Origin of the sequence: Mesorhizobium sp., assembly GCF_017306585.1 — a bacterium.
GTDB lineage: Bacteria > Pseudomonadota > Alphaproteobacteria > Rhizobiales > Rhizobiaceae > Mesorhizobium.
The window spans coordinates 1-15,053 of sequence record NZ_JAFKIC010000181.1; the positions used below are offsets into that span (position 1 = coordinate 1).

The 15,053-nt window shown below is 60.9% G+C and carries 17 protein-coding genes; 12 read left to right on the top strand and 5 right to left on the bottom strand.

Annotated features, from left to right (window positions below; translation table 11 throughout):
- Positions 1 to 155: 155 nt before the first annotated feature.
- The 4 genes from J0I79_RS21720 to betI all read right to left on the bottom strand — a co-directional run bounded on the left by J0I79_RS21720 (position 156) and on the right by betI (position 2,954).
- Complete coding sequence (locus J0I79_RS21720; protein WP_292863732.1) at positions 156 to 821, bottom strand: response regulator transcription factor; 666 nt, start codon at positions 819 to 821, stop codon at positions 156 to 158.
- Positions 821 to 1,147 carry a hypothetical protein gene (locus J0I79_RS21725; protein WP_292863735.1) on the bottom strand — a complete coding sequence of 109 codons (327 nt, stop codon included), beginning with the start codon at positions 1,145 to 1,147 and terminating at the stop codon, positions 821 to 823. Before J0I79_RS21725 ends, J0I79_RS21720 begins: the two co-directional genes overlap by 1 nt.
- A gap of 82 nt (positions 1,148 to 1,229) precedes the next feature.
- Positions 1,230 to 1,772: a cytochrome b gene (locus tag J0I79_RS21730; RefSeq protein ID WP_292863739.1), complete on the bottom strand. Its 543-nt coding sequence runs from the start codon at positions 1,770 to 1,772 to the stop codon at positions 1,230 to 1,232.
- Between the two features lie 591 nt (positions 1,773 to 2,363).
- Positions 2,364 to 2,954, bottom strand: coding sequence for a transcriptional regulator BetI (betI, locus tag J0I79_RS21735; protein ID WP_292863742.1), 591 nt, complete (start codon positions 2,952 to 2,954; stop codon positions 2,364 to 2,366).
- A gap of 76 nt (positions 2,955 to 3,030) precedes the next feature.
- On the opposite strand from betI, the gene J0I79_RS21740 reads away from it, so the two are divergent.
- From J0I79_RS21740 to J0I79_RS21785, 10 genes are all read left to right on the top strand, one after another.
- Complete coding sequence (locus J0I79_RS21740) at positions 3,031 to 5,055, top strand: CocE/NonD family hydrolase (RefSeq protein ID WP_292863745.1); 2,025 nt, start codon at positions 3,031 to 3,033, stop codon at positions 5,053 to 5,055.
- Positions 5,056 to 5,100: 45 nt separating this feature from the next.
- Positions 5,101 to 6,636, top strand: a complete 1,536-nt coding sequence (locus J0I79_RS21745) for an ABC transporter substrate-binding protein (RefSeq protein WP_292863748.1) — start codon at positions 5,101 to 5,103, stop codon at positions 6,634 to 6,636.
- 259 nt (positions 6,637 to 6,895) lie between these two features.
- Positions 6,896 to 7,861 carry an ABC transporter permease gene (locus tag J0I79_RS21750; protein WP_292863751.1) on the top strand — a complete coding sequence of 322 codons (966 nt, stop codon included), beginning with the start codon at positions 6,896 to 6,898 and terminating at the stop codon, positions 7,859 to 7,861.
- On the top strand, positions 7,858 to 8,700 hold the full coding sequence (locus tag J0I79_RS21755) for an ABC transporter permease (protein ID WP_292863754.1): 843 nt from the start codon (positions 7,858 to 7,860) through the stop codon (positions 8,698 to 8,700). The genes J0I79_RS21750 and J0I79_RS21755 overlap by 4 nt, the downstream gene beginning before the upstream one ends.
- Positions 8,700 to 9,689: an ABC transporter ATP-binding protein gene (locus tag J0I79_RS21760; RefSeq protein WP_292863757.1), complete on the top strand. Its 990-nt coding sequence runs from the start codon at positions 8,700 to 8,702 to the stop codon at positions 9,687 to 9,689. The genes J0I79_RS21755 and J0I79_RS21760 overlap by 1 nt, the downstream gene beginning before the upstream one ends.
- Positions 9,686 to 10,453: a dipeptide/oligopeptide/nickel ABC transporter ATP-binding protein gene (locus tag J0I79_RS21765; protein WP_292863760.1), complete on the top strand. Its 768-nt coding sequence runs from the start codon at positions 9,686 to 9,688 to the stop codon at positions 10,451 to 10,453. The genes J0I79_RS21760 and J0I79_RS21765 overlap by 4 nt, the downstream gene beginning before the upstream one ends.
- Positions 10,454 to 10,568: 115 nt before the next feature.
- Complete coding sequence (locus J0I79_RS21770) at positions 10,569 to 10,979, top strand: hypothetical protein (RefSeq protein WP_292863763.1); 411 nt, start codon at positions 10,569 to 10,571, stop codon at positions 10,977 to 10,979.
- 430 nt (positions 10,980 to 11,409) lie between these two features.
- The gene (locus J0I79_RS21775) at positions 11,410 to 11,601 is read left to right on the top strand and encodes a CsbD family protein (RefSeq protein ID WP_292863766.1); all 192 of its coding nucleotides are present in this window, start codon (positions 11,410 to 11,412) and stop codon (positions 11,599 to 11,601) included.
- Positions 11,602 to 12,016: 415 nt separating this feature from the next.
- On the top strand, positions 12,017 to 12,355 hold the full coding sequence (locus J0I79_RS21780) for a hypothetical protein (RefSeq protein WP_292863769.1): 339 nt from the start codon (positions 12,017 to 12,019) through the stop codon (positions 12,353 to 12,355).
- A gap of 24 nt (positions 12,356 to 12,379) precedes the next feature.
- Positions 12,380 to 12,556 carry a hypothetical protein gene (locus J0I79_RS21785; RefSeq protein ID WP_292863772.1) on the top strand — a complete coding sequence of 59 codons (177 nt, stop codon included), beginning with the start codon at positions 12,380 to 12,382 and terminating at the stop codon, positions 12,554 to 12,556.
- 133 nt (positions 12,557 to 12,689) lie between these two features.
- On the opposite strand, the gene J0I79_RS21790 is transcribed toward J0I79_RS21785, so the two are convergent.
- The gene (locus J0I79_RS21790) at positions 12,690 to 12,953 is read right to left on the bottom strand and encodes a hypothetical protein (protein WP_292863775.1); all 264 of its coding nucleotides are present in this window, start codon (positions 12,951 to 12,953) and stop codon (positions 12,690 to 12,692) included.
- Between the two features lie 417 nt (positions 12,954 to 13,370).
- Between J0I79_RS21790 and J0I79_RS21795 the strand changes: the two genes are divergently transcribed.
- A complete protein-coding gene (locus J0I79_RS21795) occupies positions 13,371 to 13,970 on the top strand; it encodes a GntR family transcriptional regulator (RefSeq protein ID WP_292863811.1) in 600 nt (199 codons plus the stop codon).
- A 568-nt stretch (positions 13,971 to 14,538) separates the two neighbouring features.
- On the top strand, positions 14,539 to 14,973 hold the full coding sequence (locus J0I79_RS21800; protein WP_292863778.1) for a hypothetical protein: 435 nt from the start codon (positions 14,539 to 14,541) through the stop codon (positions 14,971 to 14,973).
- The last annotated feature ends 80 nt before the right edge of the window (positions 14,974 to 15,053 follow it).

Here is a 15,053-nt window from a genome sequence, read left to right on the forward strand (position 1 = left end):
GATCAGTTCGTTGAGATCGACTGTCAGCTCGCTGACGACCCGCCGCTCGACATTCAGCTCGAACAGATAGCGCAGCCCGATCCCGGCAACGGCAAGGGCGATGAGGATCGATATGGTTGCCGCCGACCAAAGCCTGAAGCGGATCGAATTGCCCATCAGGATTGCTCGTCGGGCACAAAATATCCGAACCCGCGCCGCGTCTCGATGACATCGGTGCCAAGTTTGCGGCGCAGACGCGCGACGATGACCTCGATCGCATTGGGATCGCGATCATTGCCCGAATCATAGAGGTGCTCGCTGAGTTCGGTCGGTGACACCACGCGCCCGGCATGATGCATCAGGAACGCCAGCAGCCGATATTCCAGCGGCGATAGCGCGACGGCGACCCCGCGCAACGAAATTCGCATCTGGCGCGTATCCAGCACCAAGGGTCCCGATTTCAGCACCGGCGCGGCCTGCCCGGCTGAGCGGCGCAAGATCGCGCGTAGCCGTGCCAGCAGCTCTTCCATCTCAAACGGCTTGGGCAGGTAGTCGTCGGCGCCGGCGTTGATGCCTTCCACGCGCTCCGTCCACAGGCCTCTCGCGGTGAGGACCAGGACCGGAAAGGCGCGCGCATTGGCCCGCCAGCGCTTCAGCACAACCAGGCCATCGAGCTTGGGCAATCCGAGATCCAGGATCGCCGCGTCGTAATTCTCGACGTCGCCCGCGAACCAGGCAGCCTCTCCATCGCGCACGATATCAACAGCCATTCCAGCGATCTTCAGGACCGCGGCGATGTCGCTTGCGATGCGCGGCTCGTCTTCAGCAAGAAGTATCCTCATCAGTCGCCGCCCCCACCGTGCATGAGGTTTCCAGACCCGGCGTCCACATCGACGATCCGGCGACGACCGTCGGCGGCAACGACCTGGAACCGATAGACCCACCTGGTGCCGATCCGGATGAAATCGACGGCAACGATGTCGCCAGGAGCTTCGGCCATAACCAGCCCAAGGATACTGTTCAGCCCCTTGATTTCGCCACGTTCATAAAGATCACGCGCCCGGTCATGGTCACCGTCATCATCGACGTCCGCACGCGCGGCGGAAGGGCCGGCGAGAACGAGCCCGCACAGACCAAGCAACGCCAGGCATCTCAGCATCGATTTCATCCATGGATCACGTGCCTTGAGTCTAGACACGGCAAACGACACCACCCTGCATGAATTTTGGCTTGTCTAGACCGAACCGAGGTCAAGGGCCACGTGTCCCCGGTAGCATTCGCTTGAGCACATCGTCCTTCCGGACATAGTGATGCCAAAGGGCGGCAGCCGCATGCAAACCGGCAAGGATAAGGATCAGATTTGCGCAAAGGCTGTGCAATTCCTTGATGAAACCGGCCGTGGCGCGGTCTGCGGAAACCGGAGCCGGGATGGTGAAAAGTCCAAAGAAGCTCAAGGCATCGCCTCGGTACCAGGTCAAAAGTATGCCGAGAACGGGTATAGCAACAAGCAGCGCGTAGAGCACAAGATGCGCGAGCTTGGCCATCCATCGTTCAAGCCGAGACATTTCCAGCGGCAGACCCGGCGTTCCCAGCGCCAGTCGCAAGCCGATGCGAATGATCACCAGCGCGAAAAGCATCAGCCCAAATGAAATGTGAAGCCACCAGACGAAGGCGCGACCGGGGTCGCCGCGCGGAAAGATATCGGCGACATAGGTCAGACCATAAAGGCCGATGACCAACACAAAGACGAGCCAGTGAATGGCTTTCTGGGAACTGGCATAGTCGGGATTCATTCAACGATTCCGGTTTGGACGTTTCGACAGCTATCTGATCGAAGGTTTGGCCACGACTCCGGCAGGGCCAGTGTCGCTTGATGCCAACATTGTATCATTGAACCTGTCAGGACGCTGACAATGCTGACGCCTGCGTCAAAGCATACTGCAGATGGCGGACACTATTTTTGATCGCCGGGTCCGGAGTGGGAGCGGTGACGATGTTCACGCCGATAGTTGCACCTCTCGGCAGGGGGCAACATGTCCGTTGCTGACGCGATCTCTCTCGAGATTTCGTTTGATCCCTATCCTGCACGTTGCTAGCGAAATCAAATCATAAGCGCGATGGCGCAAAAATCCGCGTACAGCCCCTGTTGACCAAGATGTCTGCTTTCGGCTAGCCGGGAACTTGGCCTGGTCGTCCTACATGACGCGCATTGCGGTCCGGCACGTTTTTGGGTCGAAAGGGGCCAGAAGCGGACTGGCAGCTCCTGGAACGCAAAAGGCTGGCGCGGATAGTCAGTCGACAGTCATGTTATCTGAAGCCGCGTTCTGGCCTAGATAGTTGGCGAGCTGTTCGCAACGACCTTTGCGAGTGGTATTAAAACCACCTTACAGGTCGATACTTGGCATCAACAGACAGACATAGCGCCAGCAAATCCGGCGCGCCCGCTCCAGATCCTCTTCGACATATTCCCCGGCATTCTGCCAGAAGAAGCCGTCAATAAGGGCAGCTATGCCGTCGACAATGTCGTCCACCTCGCCAGGCGGCACCAGCTGCTTGACGGCATAGCGGATGTTGGAGACGAAGCGCGCGCCGGTCAGGTGGTAGAGATGCTTGATGCGCGGCTCTGTCTGCGCTGCGATCATAAACTGCATCCAGGTTACGGCGCGCTTGGGCACGCCCAGATGCTGCGGCGCGAACGAGCCGTCTACGATCGCCTTCAGCCTTTGCGCCGGTGTCGGGTTGGCGGGCGCGAGCTTCAGGATGTCCTGGCGAAACAGGTTCGACAGATTGCGCATGGCCAGCGCCATCAGCTCTTCCTTGCTGTCGAAATAATGGTTCACCAGCCCAGCCGACATGCCGGCGCGCCTCGCGATCACCGCCATGGTGGCGCCGGACATGCCTTCCTCGCCGACGGCGGCAATGGCGGCGTCGACCAGTTCGTCGCGGCGCATCGCCTTGATTGATCGTTTCGCCATTGTATTGCCTTCTCGTTTATATATTGATTGGCCATTCAATATATCATATCGTTGTTCAATCCAAGCCGGAGTTCACATGCCAAGCGTCGTCATTTCCGGGGTCAGAGCGGTCGAAACCCATTGGATTCCAATGGAGGACGGCCGAAAGCTGGCCGCGCGACTGTTCCTGCCCGATGACGCGGAGGCAAATCCCGTCCCGTTGATCCTCGAATACATACCGTATCGCCGCCGCGACGGCACGCGCACCGGCGACGAGGAAATGCATCTGTTCTTCGCCGGGCATGGCTATGCCTGCGCCCGCGTCGACATTGCCGGATGCGGCGATTCCGAAGGCCTGCTCGACGACGAATATGTCAAGCGCGAGCAGGACGATGCGCTTGAAATTCTCGACCATCTCTGTTCGCAGCCATGGTGCTCGGGCGTCGCCGGCATGATCGGCAACAGCTGGGGCGGCTTCTCCGGCCTGCAGGTCGCGGCGCGCCGGCCGCCGCAACTGAAGGCGATCGTCACCTCGTGCTCGACAGACGACCGCTATGCCTGCGATGCGCATTACAATGGCGGCCTGGTCATCAACGACAATTTCGGCTGGGGCGGGGCGCTGTTCGGCTATTCGGCGCTGCCGCCTGACCCGGCTGTCGTTGGCGAGGATCGCTGGCGGCAGATGTGGAAGGACCGGCTCGACGACCACAAGAACCATGCCGCCGAATGGCTGAAGCACCAGCGCCGCGATGCGTTCTGGAAACAGGGCTCGGTGTGCGAGGATTACTCGGCCATCGAATGCGCGGTGCTGGCGGTTGGCGGCTATCTCGACGGCTATACGCAGACCATCTTCAGCCTGGTCAAGAACCTCAAGGGACCGGCCAAGGGCATTTGCGGGCCATGGGGCCACAAGGAGCCCAACTATGGCGTGCCCGGCCCGGCAATGGGCTATCTGCAGGAATGCATCCGCTGGTACGATCGCTGGCTGAAGGGCATCGACAATGGCGCCGACCAGGAGCCGGACATGCGCCTCTATCTGATGGACTATGCCCGGTCGCATTCGCATATCGATTTCAGGCCTGGCCGCTGGCTCGGGTTTCCGCAATGGCCGGCAAAACAGATCGGTGGCAAGGCCTATTGGCTGAACGGCGACGGAAGCCTCGGCGAGACGCAGAACGCTGGCGGAGCAACGCCGACCATTTCCTCGCCGCTGACGACAGGCGTGCAGGGGCAGGAATGGTGCCCCTATGGCCAGGGCCGCATCTCGGCCGAAGGCGCGCGCGACCAGCGGGCCGACGATGGCGGCTCGCTGTGCTTCGACAGCGCTGCCATGGACGCCGACCTGCTGCTTGCCGGCATCTCGAAGATCAGGCTGCGTGTCGCGGCCGACAAGCCGCAGGCGCAGCTCTGCGTGCGGCTGAACGATGTGGCGCCGGACGGCACCTCGGCCTTCGTCACCTTCGCTCTGCTCAATCTGGCGCATCGCCAAAGCCACGAATTTCCCGAGCCGCTGACGCCGAGCCAGTTCGAGGATGCCGAGCTCAACTTCAAGCCGGTGGCGCAGGTCATCCCCAGGGGGCATCGGCTGCGCGTGGCGATCTCTTCGTCCTACTGGCCGATGGCGTGGCCATCGCCGGAGCGAACCATGCTGACCTTCGACCCAAATGGCTGCCAGCTCGAGCTCGCGGTTCTGGCCAGCGAAGAGGGGCTCGCGCCCGTCGCTTTCGCGGAGCCGCTGTGGGCCGAGCCCCGCCCGGTGACGGTCAAAGAGCCGGCACGTCAGCTGCGCTCGCTGATCACGGACCTGCCGACCGAACGCACCGAACTGACGGCGCTATCGGATGACGGGCGTTTCGTCTTCGACGAAACCGGCACGGAAATCACCTCGTGGCGTCGTAAGGTCTACGGCATATCGGATAACGACCCGGCAAGCTGCGCGACGACGGTGACTTGTCATGAGGAACTGACGCGGCCGGACTGGAACGCGCGGGTCGATTGCGAAATCAGCTTCAGCTGCGACCGCGACAATTTCTATGCACGCGGCTGGGTCAAGGCTTACGAGCGCGGAAAGATCTTTGCCGAGAGGACTTACGACGAGGTCATTCCACGCGACTGCATGTAATCAACACGCATATGTAACCAACAAAAAGGGGAACAAGAAATGCGCATGACACTCGACCGCAGAACTTTCCTTGCCGGCTCGTCGGCCCTGGCGATCCTGCCCTATACACGCTTTGCATTTGCCGCCGACCGGGCCAACCCGATCATCGCGCTCGATGCCGATATCGGCAATCTGGATCCGGGCAACCGGGTCGGCACCACCGAGGGCAACATCATCCGCGCGGTGTGCCAGACGCTGGTGCGCTTCGAGCCGGGCAAGACCAGCTGGACCAACGACGCGGCCAAGGAAATCAAGCAGATTTCCGACACCGAATTCGACTTCGAGCTGAACCCCGGCCAGATGTTCACCGGCGGCTATGGCGAGATGACGGCCGACGACGTCAAGTTCACCTATGACCGCTACATCAATGGCGACAGCAACGGCAAGAAGCTCGCTTATGCCGACGATCTGGAAGCGCTGCAATCGGTCGAGGTGACCGGCAAATACACGGGCAAGCTGATCCTGAAACATCCGTCGGCGGCACTGTGGCTGATCGGCATCTGCGATGCCTCTGGCGCCATCCTGTCGAAGAAGGCGACCGAAGCGCTGGGCAACAAGATCGCCACAACGCTGGTCGGCTCGGGTCCGATGGTGCTCAAGGAATGGCGGCCGAAGGAGCAGTTCGTGCTCGCCGCCAATCCCGACTACAAGGGACCCTACAAGGCGCATTTCGAGGAGATCACCGGCAAGATCATCCCCGAGCATAAGACCGCCTTCCTGTCCTATCAGGCCAAGGAACTCGACTTCACCGCTTTCGACGCCGACCAGCTCGCCAGTGCAAAGGGCCTGCCGGACACCAAGGTGATCGACATTCCCGGCATCGACTACACCTGGATCGGCATCAATGTGGTGAAGGGCGATCTCGCTGATATCAAGGTGCGCCAGGCAATCCGCTATGCCATCGATGTCGACGCCATCATCCAAGGCGCCTATTCTGGCGCCACCTCGCGCGCCAAGACGCTGTTGGCGCCGGGCCTGCTCGGCAACTGGGCCGACGCGCCGCTCTACACAAGGGATGTCGCGAAGGCGCAGCAGCTGCTGAGCGAGGCCGGCAAGTCGAACCTTACGTTCACTTTCACCTGCCTCAACGACGCCACCTCGCTGGCCGTCGCCCAGATAGCCCAGGCCAACCTCGCCGAAGTCGGCATCACGCTGACCATCAACGCCATGGATTCCGGCGCCTACTGGGCGCTCGGCGCCGGCGACGCCAGCAAGGATCTCGAACTGACGCTGATCCCCTATACGTCGAAGTTCGACCCGAGCTTCCAGACGCAGTGGTTCCTCGCCAGCCAGATCGGCCTCTGGAACTGGCAGCGCTGGAACAGCCCGGAATTCGACAAGCTGCATCAGGAGGGACTTGAGACGCTCGACAAGGCCAAGCGCGAGGAAATCTACATCCGGATGCAGAAGCTGCTCGATGAATCGGCCTCCTGCATCTGGATCACGCATGGCCGCAACTTCTTCGTCGACGCGGCGTGGCTGAAGCCGGTGTTCCTGCCCAACGGCAAGGACTGGCAGTTCGAGTTTTTCGACAAGGCTTGAGGGTACGGATAGGTGCTCCCGCTTGGGGGCGTTCTTGCCGGACGTCGGCGCCGCCCCTCATTGCCCTGCCAGGCATTTCTCCCCGTATAATGACGGCGAGAAAGCGGCTGGCCAACGCCGCGCGATAGCGCCCTTCTGCCCGTTTACGGGGAGAAGCTGGCGGCAGCCAGATGAGTGGCAGCACCAGCCTCACCATTGGCCCATCTCAAGTTAGGTTGAAGCCATTGACCAACCTCGACGAACCGGACTTGCTGCGCCCATGACCAGAGCGCGACACACCGCCGCCTTCATCGCCGGCCGCCTGGCCTCGGTGGTCCTGACCATTGCCGGCGCCACACTGCTCCTGTTTCTGATGGTGCGGCTGGTGCCGGGCGACTTCGCCTCGGTCATGCTGGGTCCCAGGGCAACGCCGGAACTGCGCGCCCAGATCATCCATGACATGGGACTTGACCGCGGCCTGCTTGAGCAGCTCTGGCTGTTCGCAAGCCGTGCCGTGACAGGCAATTTTGGCGAGGATGTCGTGTCGCACCGGCCGATCCTCGACATCCTGCTGGAGGTCATCCCCAACACGCTGGAGCTCGCATTCAGCGCGCTGGCTCTGGCGCTGCTGATCGGGATACCCATTGGCGTTATCGCCGCGCTGAAGCCGGGCTCGTGGCTGGACAGCGGGCTAGCGCTGCTGTCGATCTCCTTCATCACCACGCCGACCCTGGTGGTGTCGGTGGTCCTATTCCTGATCTTCGCCATCGGCTTGCACTGGCTGCCGGTGGCGGGCGCCGGAGCGCCCGGTGACATCGTCGACCGGCTGCAGCATCTGGTGCTGCCCTCGGTGGCGCTGGCGCTGGGCTGGGTCGGCTACATCTCGCGGCTGATCCGTGCCGCATTGCTGGACACGCTTGCCGAGTTGCATGTGCGCACGCTGCGCGCCTATGGCGTGTCCGAATACCGCATCGTCGGCCTCTATGCGCTGAAGCTGGCGCTGGTCCCGGTCGTGTCGATCCTGGGCATCGGACTCGGCGACCTGATAGGCAGTTCGGTCGTCGTCGAGATCATCTTCGCGAGGCCGGGCATCGGCAGCCTGATCTTCAACTCGATCGCGCAGCGGAACTATCCGGTGGTGCAGACCTGCGTGGTGTTCATCGTCGCCTTCTACATCGTCGCCAATCTGGTGGTCGACATGATCAACGCGCTGCTCGACCCCCGTATCGCGGCTGGGCAGGGATGAGCGGGTTTTTCGCGACACTCAAACGCATCGGCTCGGAACGCGACGGGCGGCTCGGGCTGGCCTTCACGTTCGCCATTCTGGTGTTCGCGCTTATCCGGCCGCTGGTCAGCCCCGATCCCAACGCCATCGACATCAAGGCCCGCTTCGCCGCGCCCGGGCTGGCGCATCTGCTCGGCACTGACAATCTTGGCCGCGACCTCGCGGCGCGCACCTCGGTCGGCACGCGCTATGCGCTGACGCTGGCGGTGATGATCGTCGTGATCTCGTCCATAATCGGTTCGCTGATCGGCATTGTCGCCGGCATTGCCGGCGGCTGGGTCGACCGGGCGGTGACGGCCGTCTTCGACATCGTCAACGCCTTCCCGCCGCTGATCCTGGCCTTCGCGCTGATCGCGCTCTACGGCAAGGGCTCGGCCACCTTCGTGCTGCTGGTTACCGTCGTCTTCATCCCGCAGTTCGGCCGCATGGCGCGCGCCCGAGCGCAGACGCTGCGCAACCTCTCCTTCATCGAGGCAGAGCGGATGCTGGCGGTCCATCCCGTCACCATCGTGGTCAGGCACTACCTGCCCAATGTCGCCGGACCGATCATCGTGCTGGCCAGCATGAACCTGCCTGTTGTGATCGCCTTCGAGGCGTCGCTGTCCTTCCTCGGCTTTGGCGTGCAGCCGCCAAAGTCCTCGCTTGGCACGCTGATCAAGGATGGCTTCGTGTCGATCAACCAGTCATGGTGGCCGACGGTTGCAGCCGCCCTGGTTCTGGCCATCGCCACGCTTGGCGCAACGCTGCTCGGCGAAGCGCTGCGGCGCATCATCGATCCCAAATCGACGGGAGCACGCTGATGGCAATTTCGCTGCGCAATCTCTCAGTTGACTACAGCCTGCAGCAAGGCACCGCACATGCGCTGCGTGGCGTGTCGCTTGAGATACAAGAAGGCGAGATGCTCGGATTGGTCGGCGAGTCCGGCAGCGGCAAATCCACTGTCGCCTTGGCGCTAATGGGCCTGCTTGCAAACAATGCCCAGGTGACCTCAGGCACGGCGACCATCGAGGGCAAAAATTTCGACCTGACGAAGCGCAACGCCACAGCTGCCTTGCGCGGTCGGGGCATGGCGATGATCTTCCAGGACCCGATGCTGTCGCTCAATCCGGTGTTCACCATAGGCGCGCAGCTTTGCGAAGTGCTGCGCCGGCGCGCGCCCGGCAGCGACCGCAAGACCCGCGTTGAGATGGCGCAGGATGCGCTCGCGAAGGTCAAGCTCAGCAATCCCGCGCGGCGCATGAACCAGTACCCGCACGAGCTTTCCGGCGGCATGCGCCAGCGCGTGGTGATCGCCATGGCGCTCTTGTCTGAACCGGCGCTGCTGATCGCCGACGAACCGACCACGGCGCTCGATGTGACTGTCGAGGCGCAGATCATGCGCGAGATCATTGGGCTGCGCGACCGCATCGGCTGCGCGGTGCTGTTGATCACCCACAGCCTCGGCCTGGTCACTGAGTATTGCGACGCGATTTCGGTGCTCTATGCCGGCGAGAAGCTGGAAAGCGGCACTGTGGAGGAGGTACAGCGCCAGCCCGGCCATCCCTATACGCGCATGCTGTTCGACTGCGAGGTGCCGATCGATCGCCAGCGCCATGCCGATGCCAGCGAAAACCGTTTTACGGTGATCGCCGGCGAGTTGCCCGACCCGCGCCTGCGGCCGCCCGGCTGCATCTTCAACAGCCGCTGCGATGTCTCCTTCGAGGACTGCACGACGATCAATCCCAGCGACTATCCTGTCCGCAACGACGCCGGGCACAGCGCGCGTTGCCTGAGGTTGCGGACGCCATGACAGACGCGATCTCGATCAGCAACGCGCAACTGCGGTTCGGTGAAACCGTGGCGCTCGACGGCGTCTCGCTATCCATCCGGCGAGGCACATGCTTCGGCATTGTCGGAGAATCCGGCTCGGGCAAGACGACGCTGATGCGCGCCATTCTCGGCCTGCAGAGACTCGACCACGGCGAAATCCGGATCCTCTGCAATCCGCTGGTGCACAGCCGGGCCGCACTCAAGCAACGCGCCGGGTTCATCCAGCCGATCTTTCAGGACCCGGCCGCCTCCCTGTCTCCGCGCAGCCGGATCCGCACGCTGATGAACGAGGTCGGCACAGTGCTGAGGGAACCGCATGCCGCAACACGTGAGCGGTTGGGTGTCATCCTGAACCGGCTCGGCCTGCCGCCCGGCGTCATCGACAAATATCCCCACGAGATCAGCGGCGGCCAGGCGCGTCGCGTGGCGATCGCCCGGGCGTTGCTGATGAAGCCGTCGATCCTGATCGCCGACGAACCGACCGCCGGGCTCGACGTGTCCGTGCAGGGCGATCTGCTCAATCTGCTGCAGGACATCAGGCGGTCTGACAACATCACGCTGGTCGTCATCAGCCACAATCTGGCGATCGTGCGGCTGATCGCAGAGAATGCGGTGGTGATGCGCGCGGGCAAGGTGGTGGAGGGCGGCGAGATTGGATCGTTGTTTGGATCACCCCAAGAGGTCTATACCCGCGATTTGCTCGCGGCCTGGCCGAGCATAAGGGCGGCCAACACAAAGAGATAACCCTCGTGCTGGCTTACAAGCGCGCGCCGGGGATTTGCCGCCTGCCTTCAAGAGAATTGATGCTCGACAATCCCAAAACTCGACGGCATCATATGGCTCGTTTAGGGGGTTGATATTGCGAAAAATCATAGCGCCTTTGGCGGCGGTACTTTTGGTTGCCTGCACGACTACGGAGCAGGCAAATAGAGCACTATCAACGAAATTCGCAGGCAAGTCAGCGGATAGTTTCTTCATGCAGTATGGCCCGCCAGCATCGTCTTACACAATGAATGACGGCAGGCGCATGTACGTGTGGGCTGAAGAGCAGCGCAATATCCAGATGCCTGACAGGTCGACTTCCACGGTCAACGTGATCGGAAACGTCGCCTACGTGAATACGACGACTACGCCAGGCGCGAACATCGCCATGCAATGTCAGGTGCGATTGGTTGTCTCAAAATCGGGGATCATCGAGCAGATCGGCGCGCAGAGCGATACCATGGGTGCTTGGCAAACTAGCCGCTGCAATGAAGTCTTTGGGGGCTGACCGGCCGTATCGCTAGCAAGGTCAGCGGCTCGATCAGGGCAAAATGTGCTGCTCGTTCTTGCCGGGTCGGCCGCGCAGGGCAGCCTCGTAAATCGATCTTATCAAAGGTTAATGCCTCGCGCTGCAGCTGCGGTTAGCTTTGCCAATGGGGGGACGCTCGGAGAAGGCGCCCATGGACATACAGAGTTTCGTCGCCAGGATTGCGGCTGCGTGCCGAACGCGCCGCGAGCGGGTCGTTACAATTACACCGTCCCCGCCCATTCGGGCCTTTCCGCCCAATGTCGCCTTGCGTCCGGTTCAAAGGCCCGTTCACCGGCCGAGAGCACCTATTCGCCCGGCCAGCAACATGTGATGTCACGGCAGGTCGGAACCATTTGGCACGAGCCAGCTTTTCCTCCCGCGCATTCTGCCAAAGGAAAGGACCAGCGCCATGGGAAGCACATCCGACAAGATCACGGGCAAGGCTAACGAACTCGCCGGCAAGGCCCGGCAGGCGGTAGGCAAGGCCGTCGACAATCACGAGGAGCAGGTGAAAGGGAAGCTTCAGGAAACCAAGGGCAAGGCCCAGGTGGCCAAAGGCGAGGTTAAGGATGCCGTCAAGAAGGTCGTCGACAAGGCCTAAGTGAATTGACGGCGTCCTCCTTACTGTCGCTATTCGCCATTGCGGGGATGCAACACAAAATTTTGAGATATTTCTACATCAGAAATATCAGTTTACAACCTTTGCTGGCTCATCTCAACTTTCTGATGTTTGAGGGACAACTTGGAGAGGAAAGCGTGAAGAAGATTTATCAGAAGCCTATATTCGAGAAGCGCGATCGACTGAGCAGCGTGACTGCTGGACCAACGCCATCGAACCCAGTCATCATTCCCCTTCCGCCGGGTCTACCCAATTGAACTGAAAAGGTTTCGCTATCAAAGCCCGCTGGCTCAGGCCGGCGGGCATTTTGCGTTTTGGGAACCATTTCATAGCGTTGGCATTGGTCCGCAGTCCATTCAGCCCATTCACCTTTAAGCCTGCATCATGGAGAACCGAGATGTTGATCAGAAATTTGCTGGCGTCCGGGATTCTTCTTGGGCTGCTTACCGGAACCAGCATTGCCCAGTCTGCCGACGACCCAGCTATCTCCGCATGTAAATCCACTGGGCTTTTGGCTCTTCAAGAGAAGTCCAAGGACATCACCGACCTGGTGATCGACATGGAGAGCGTCGCGTTGAGCAAGGCTGACACCGCGGTCGGAGATGTTCCGGTCAAGACGGTTGTTCTAGGCGAGGCCTATATCGCACGGGGCGGGAAGACCGGTGCGCCAGACCGCTTTGTTTGCCTGGTCGGCGAAAAAGGCAAAGTGCTCTTGACGTTCTTCACGGCCAAATAGGGTCAACACGCGGGGACTGCCGAAATGAGTAATCGTGGCCGCGAGTTTCTGAACAACTGGATCGCACATCATCTGCCCGATACAGCCACTGGCGATCCCATCGCCGCCAGCGATGTTGCTGATCAGATGTTAAAAGCCGCAGGCGGGGCCGGAGTCGTGCCGGAAGAGATCAACGAGGAAGTCGGAAGCCTTTCGAAGTGATATTCGAAGCGATGCGTCATCGGAGGACCCTTCGATCTCATTTTGGAGTAGCAAAAGAGATTTCTTCAGGGATCCCGCCAAGCGCGGAAAATTAATAAGTCCCTGTGGGGGCTGGGAATGCGCGGGCCACTTCCTATTCCATGTCGGGCACTTCGCCACTGAAGAACAGCGTCTTGGGAGGCCCGTAGTCACCCAGCGCGGGATCCGCCTCGCGGCTCCACGCGATGACCCCGACATGCTTTGGAGCTAACGCCTGGGCGGTCCTGATGGCGCGCTCCTCGCTCTGTTGGTCTGTCGGGCCATACGCGGTGAAAAGCTCTCCGCCCTCGCCGCGGTCGAACGCGACCACAACGATCAGCTTCGGCTTCTTCTGTTCGGGAAGGACATGCGCTGTCATGCTCTTTCTCCTCAAAGGTAGTGTTCGCCTTCGTCCTTGTGCTCGTAGCAGAACCAACGCGATTCCTGTCCGCGCCTTGCGAAGCCCCAGCCGGCGGTCCTGACGCATCCGGGATGTTCGCAGACGTGTCCAAGCGATGTAACGCGCGGCCGGGCCATTGGTGTCATGCCCTAGGCCAGTTTGATAGGTTCGTCACTCATGAGCGGCGCAGGTTCTTGCCTTTGATCTCGTCCAGTTGGTCTTGAAGGTAGCCATTGAGGACGATCATTTCCTTGAGCGCCTTCCTCGTATCGCCCTTGTTTGATGGTCGGCAAAGTGGGGCACCATGCTAAAACCCATCAGTAATGACGATCTCAAACGGCACGGCCGCTCGGAGGCGATTTCCTTGCGCCTCAAGGAGGCGATAAGCGACGGCTCCTGCCAGGCGAGCGCCTCGTTGAGGTCAGCCTGGCAAAGGCTCTCGGCGTGAGCCGCACTCCTGTGCGCGAAGCTTTGGAGAAGTTGCTTACCGAGGGACTGCTTTCGACGGGCCAAGGCCGAGGCGTGGTGGTCGCCGAACTCGACCGCACGCGAGTTATCCAGATCTATGCGCTGCGTGGTATTCTCGAGGGTGCCGCCTGTGCATTTGCCGCGCTGCATGCATCACAGGCCGAGATCGAGGAGCTAAGGTCCATCCACGAGCACATGGCAGGTTTTCTTTCGATGCCCGATCGCCTACTTAAGGCGAACCGCCAATTCCACCTTGCGATCTATTCCGCCGCGCACAACCAGTATCTCGTCGAGGCCGCTGCCAGATTGGCCGACACCCTAAGCCTTTTGCCTGGAACAACTTATTCGGTCCCTGACCGCCCCCAATCCGCGCAAGCCGAACACGCCGCAATTCTGGATGCGATCATCCACCGCGACCCGGGCGCAGCGGAAGCGCACGCGAGAGATCACATCGACAACGCACGTCGGTTGCGCCTTCGTCAATTGTTCGGTGAAAGCGATCCGATAGGCCCGACTGTTAGTCGGTGAAACGCCCATAACACTGAGAGTGACCTTTGACGGTTACACCAGATGACAAGTCGCCCGTGCCCCGAAGAGCCGCGCCTAGCCGGTTTCAATCTCGCTCATCGCAAATGTTCTACTTGGCTGTAATTGCCCTCTGAGAGGCTCGATGGACGGCAACACGTCTAGCTGGAGTTCCGATCTGCTCCACTCAGACCCGTCTAAGTCGCCATGCCGACGACACCCGATATCTGATAGGCCGAGCGATCGAAAGTTGCTTGAAGTGCTGAGAATTCGAAAAATGAAGAGCAATCCACAGAAATATTCTCGTTGGTATTTCTGTTGGTATAAGCGGCACCTGGTGGCTCTTAATTATCTGAAAATAAAGCAATATCCGGGGAATTTGGATTCCGCCTCTGGCACCATTTTTCTCCAGGCAGTTTCATCCTTGGATCGTCTCTGTCGTTTAGGGAGACCGGCCCCCTCATTCGGACGGTCGAAACAACTTTGCTCCCATCGGCCCGTATCCGGATTCAATTTGCTTGGCACCCCTACATCCCTAGGGCAAACTTCCCGTGGGGCTGCAGGAGGTGAAATGAGAGCACGTGCAGCGACGCTCGGGGATCTGGAAGATGTCTTCCATGGCTTGTCCAAGCGGATGTCGGACGAATACGCGGCGGCCGGCAAGGACAGCAAGATCGCCTACGACAATCTGATGATGAATCTGAAAGAGGGCCGGGCGCACGCGCTTGTCGAGGGCGACAAGGCGGTGGCCATCATCGCCTGGCATGAGAACAGCGATGCCGCCGACACGCTGTTTGCCGCGCAGGAGGATTTCTTCCGCGCCTCGACCGTGCGTTTCTGCAAGCGGCATATCCGCCAGATCCAGGCGCTGGCGGGCAACCTTCCCGTCCACTCGCGCAGTTGGCTGCAGGGGCCCGATGTCGCCCGGTGGTTCGGCGTCATCGGCTATGTCGAGCACGGCCGGGAGAACGGCGCCAATCTGTACGAGCTGCCGCCGGCTAGGTAGCCCGCGGCGCGGGGCAGGCCTCGCATTAGATCGCGAGGGTTCAAGCGATTCCTGGGTGCCCTCCCATTTGGGAGAGTTGC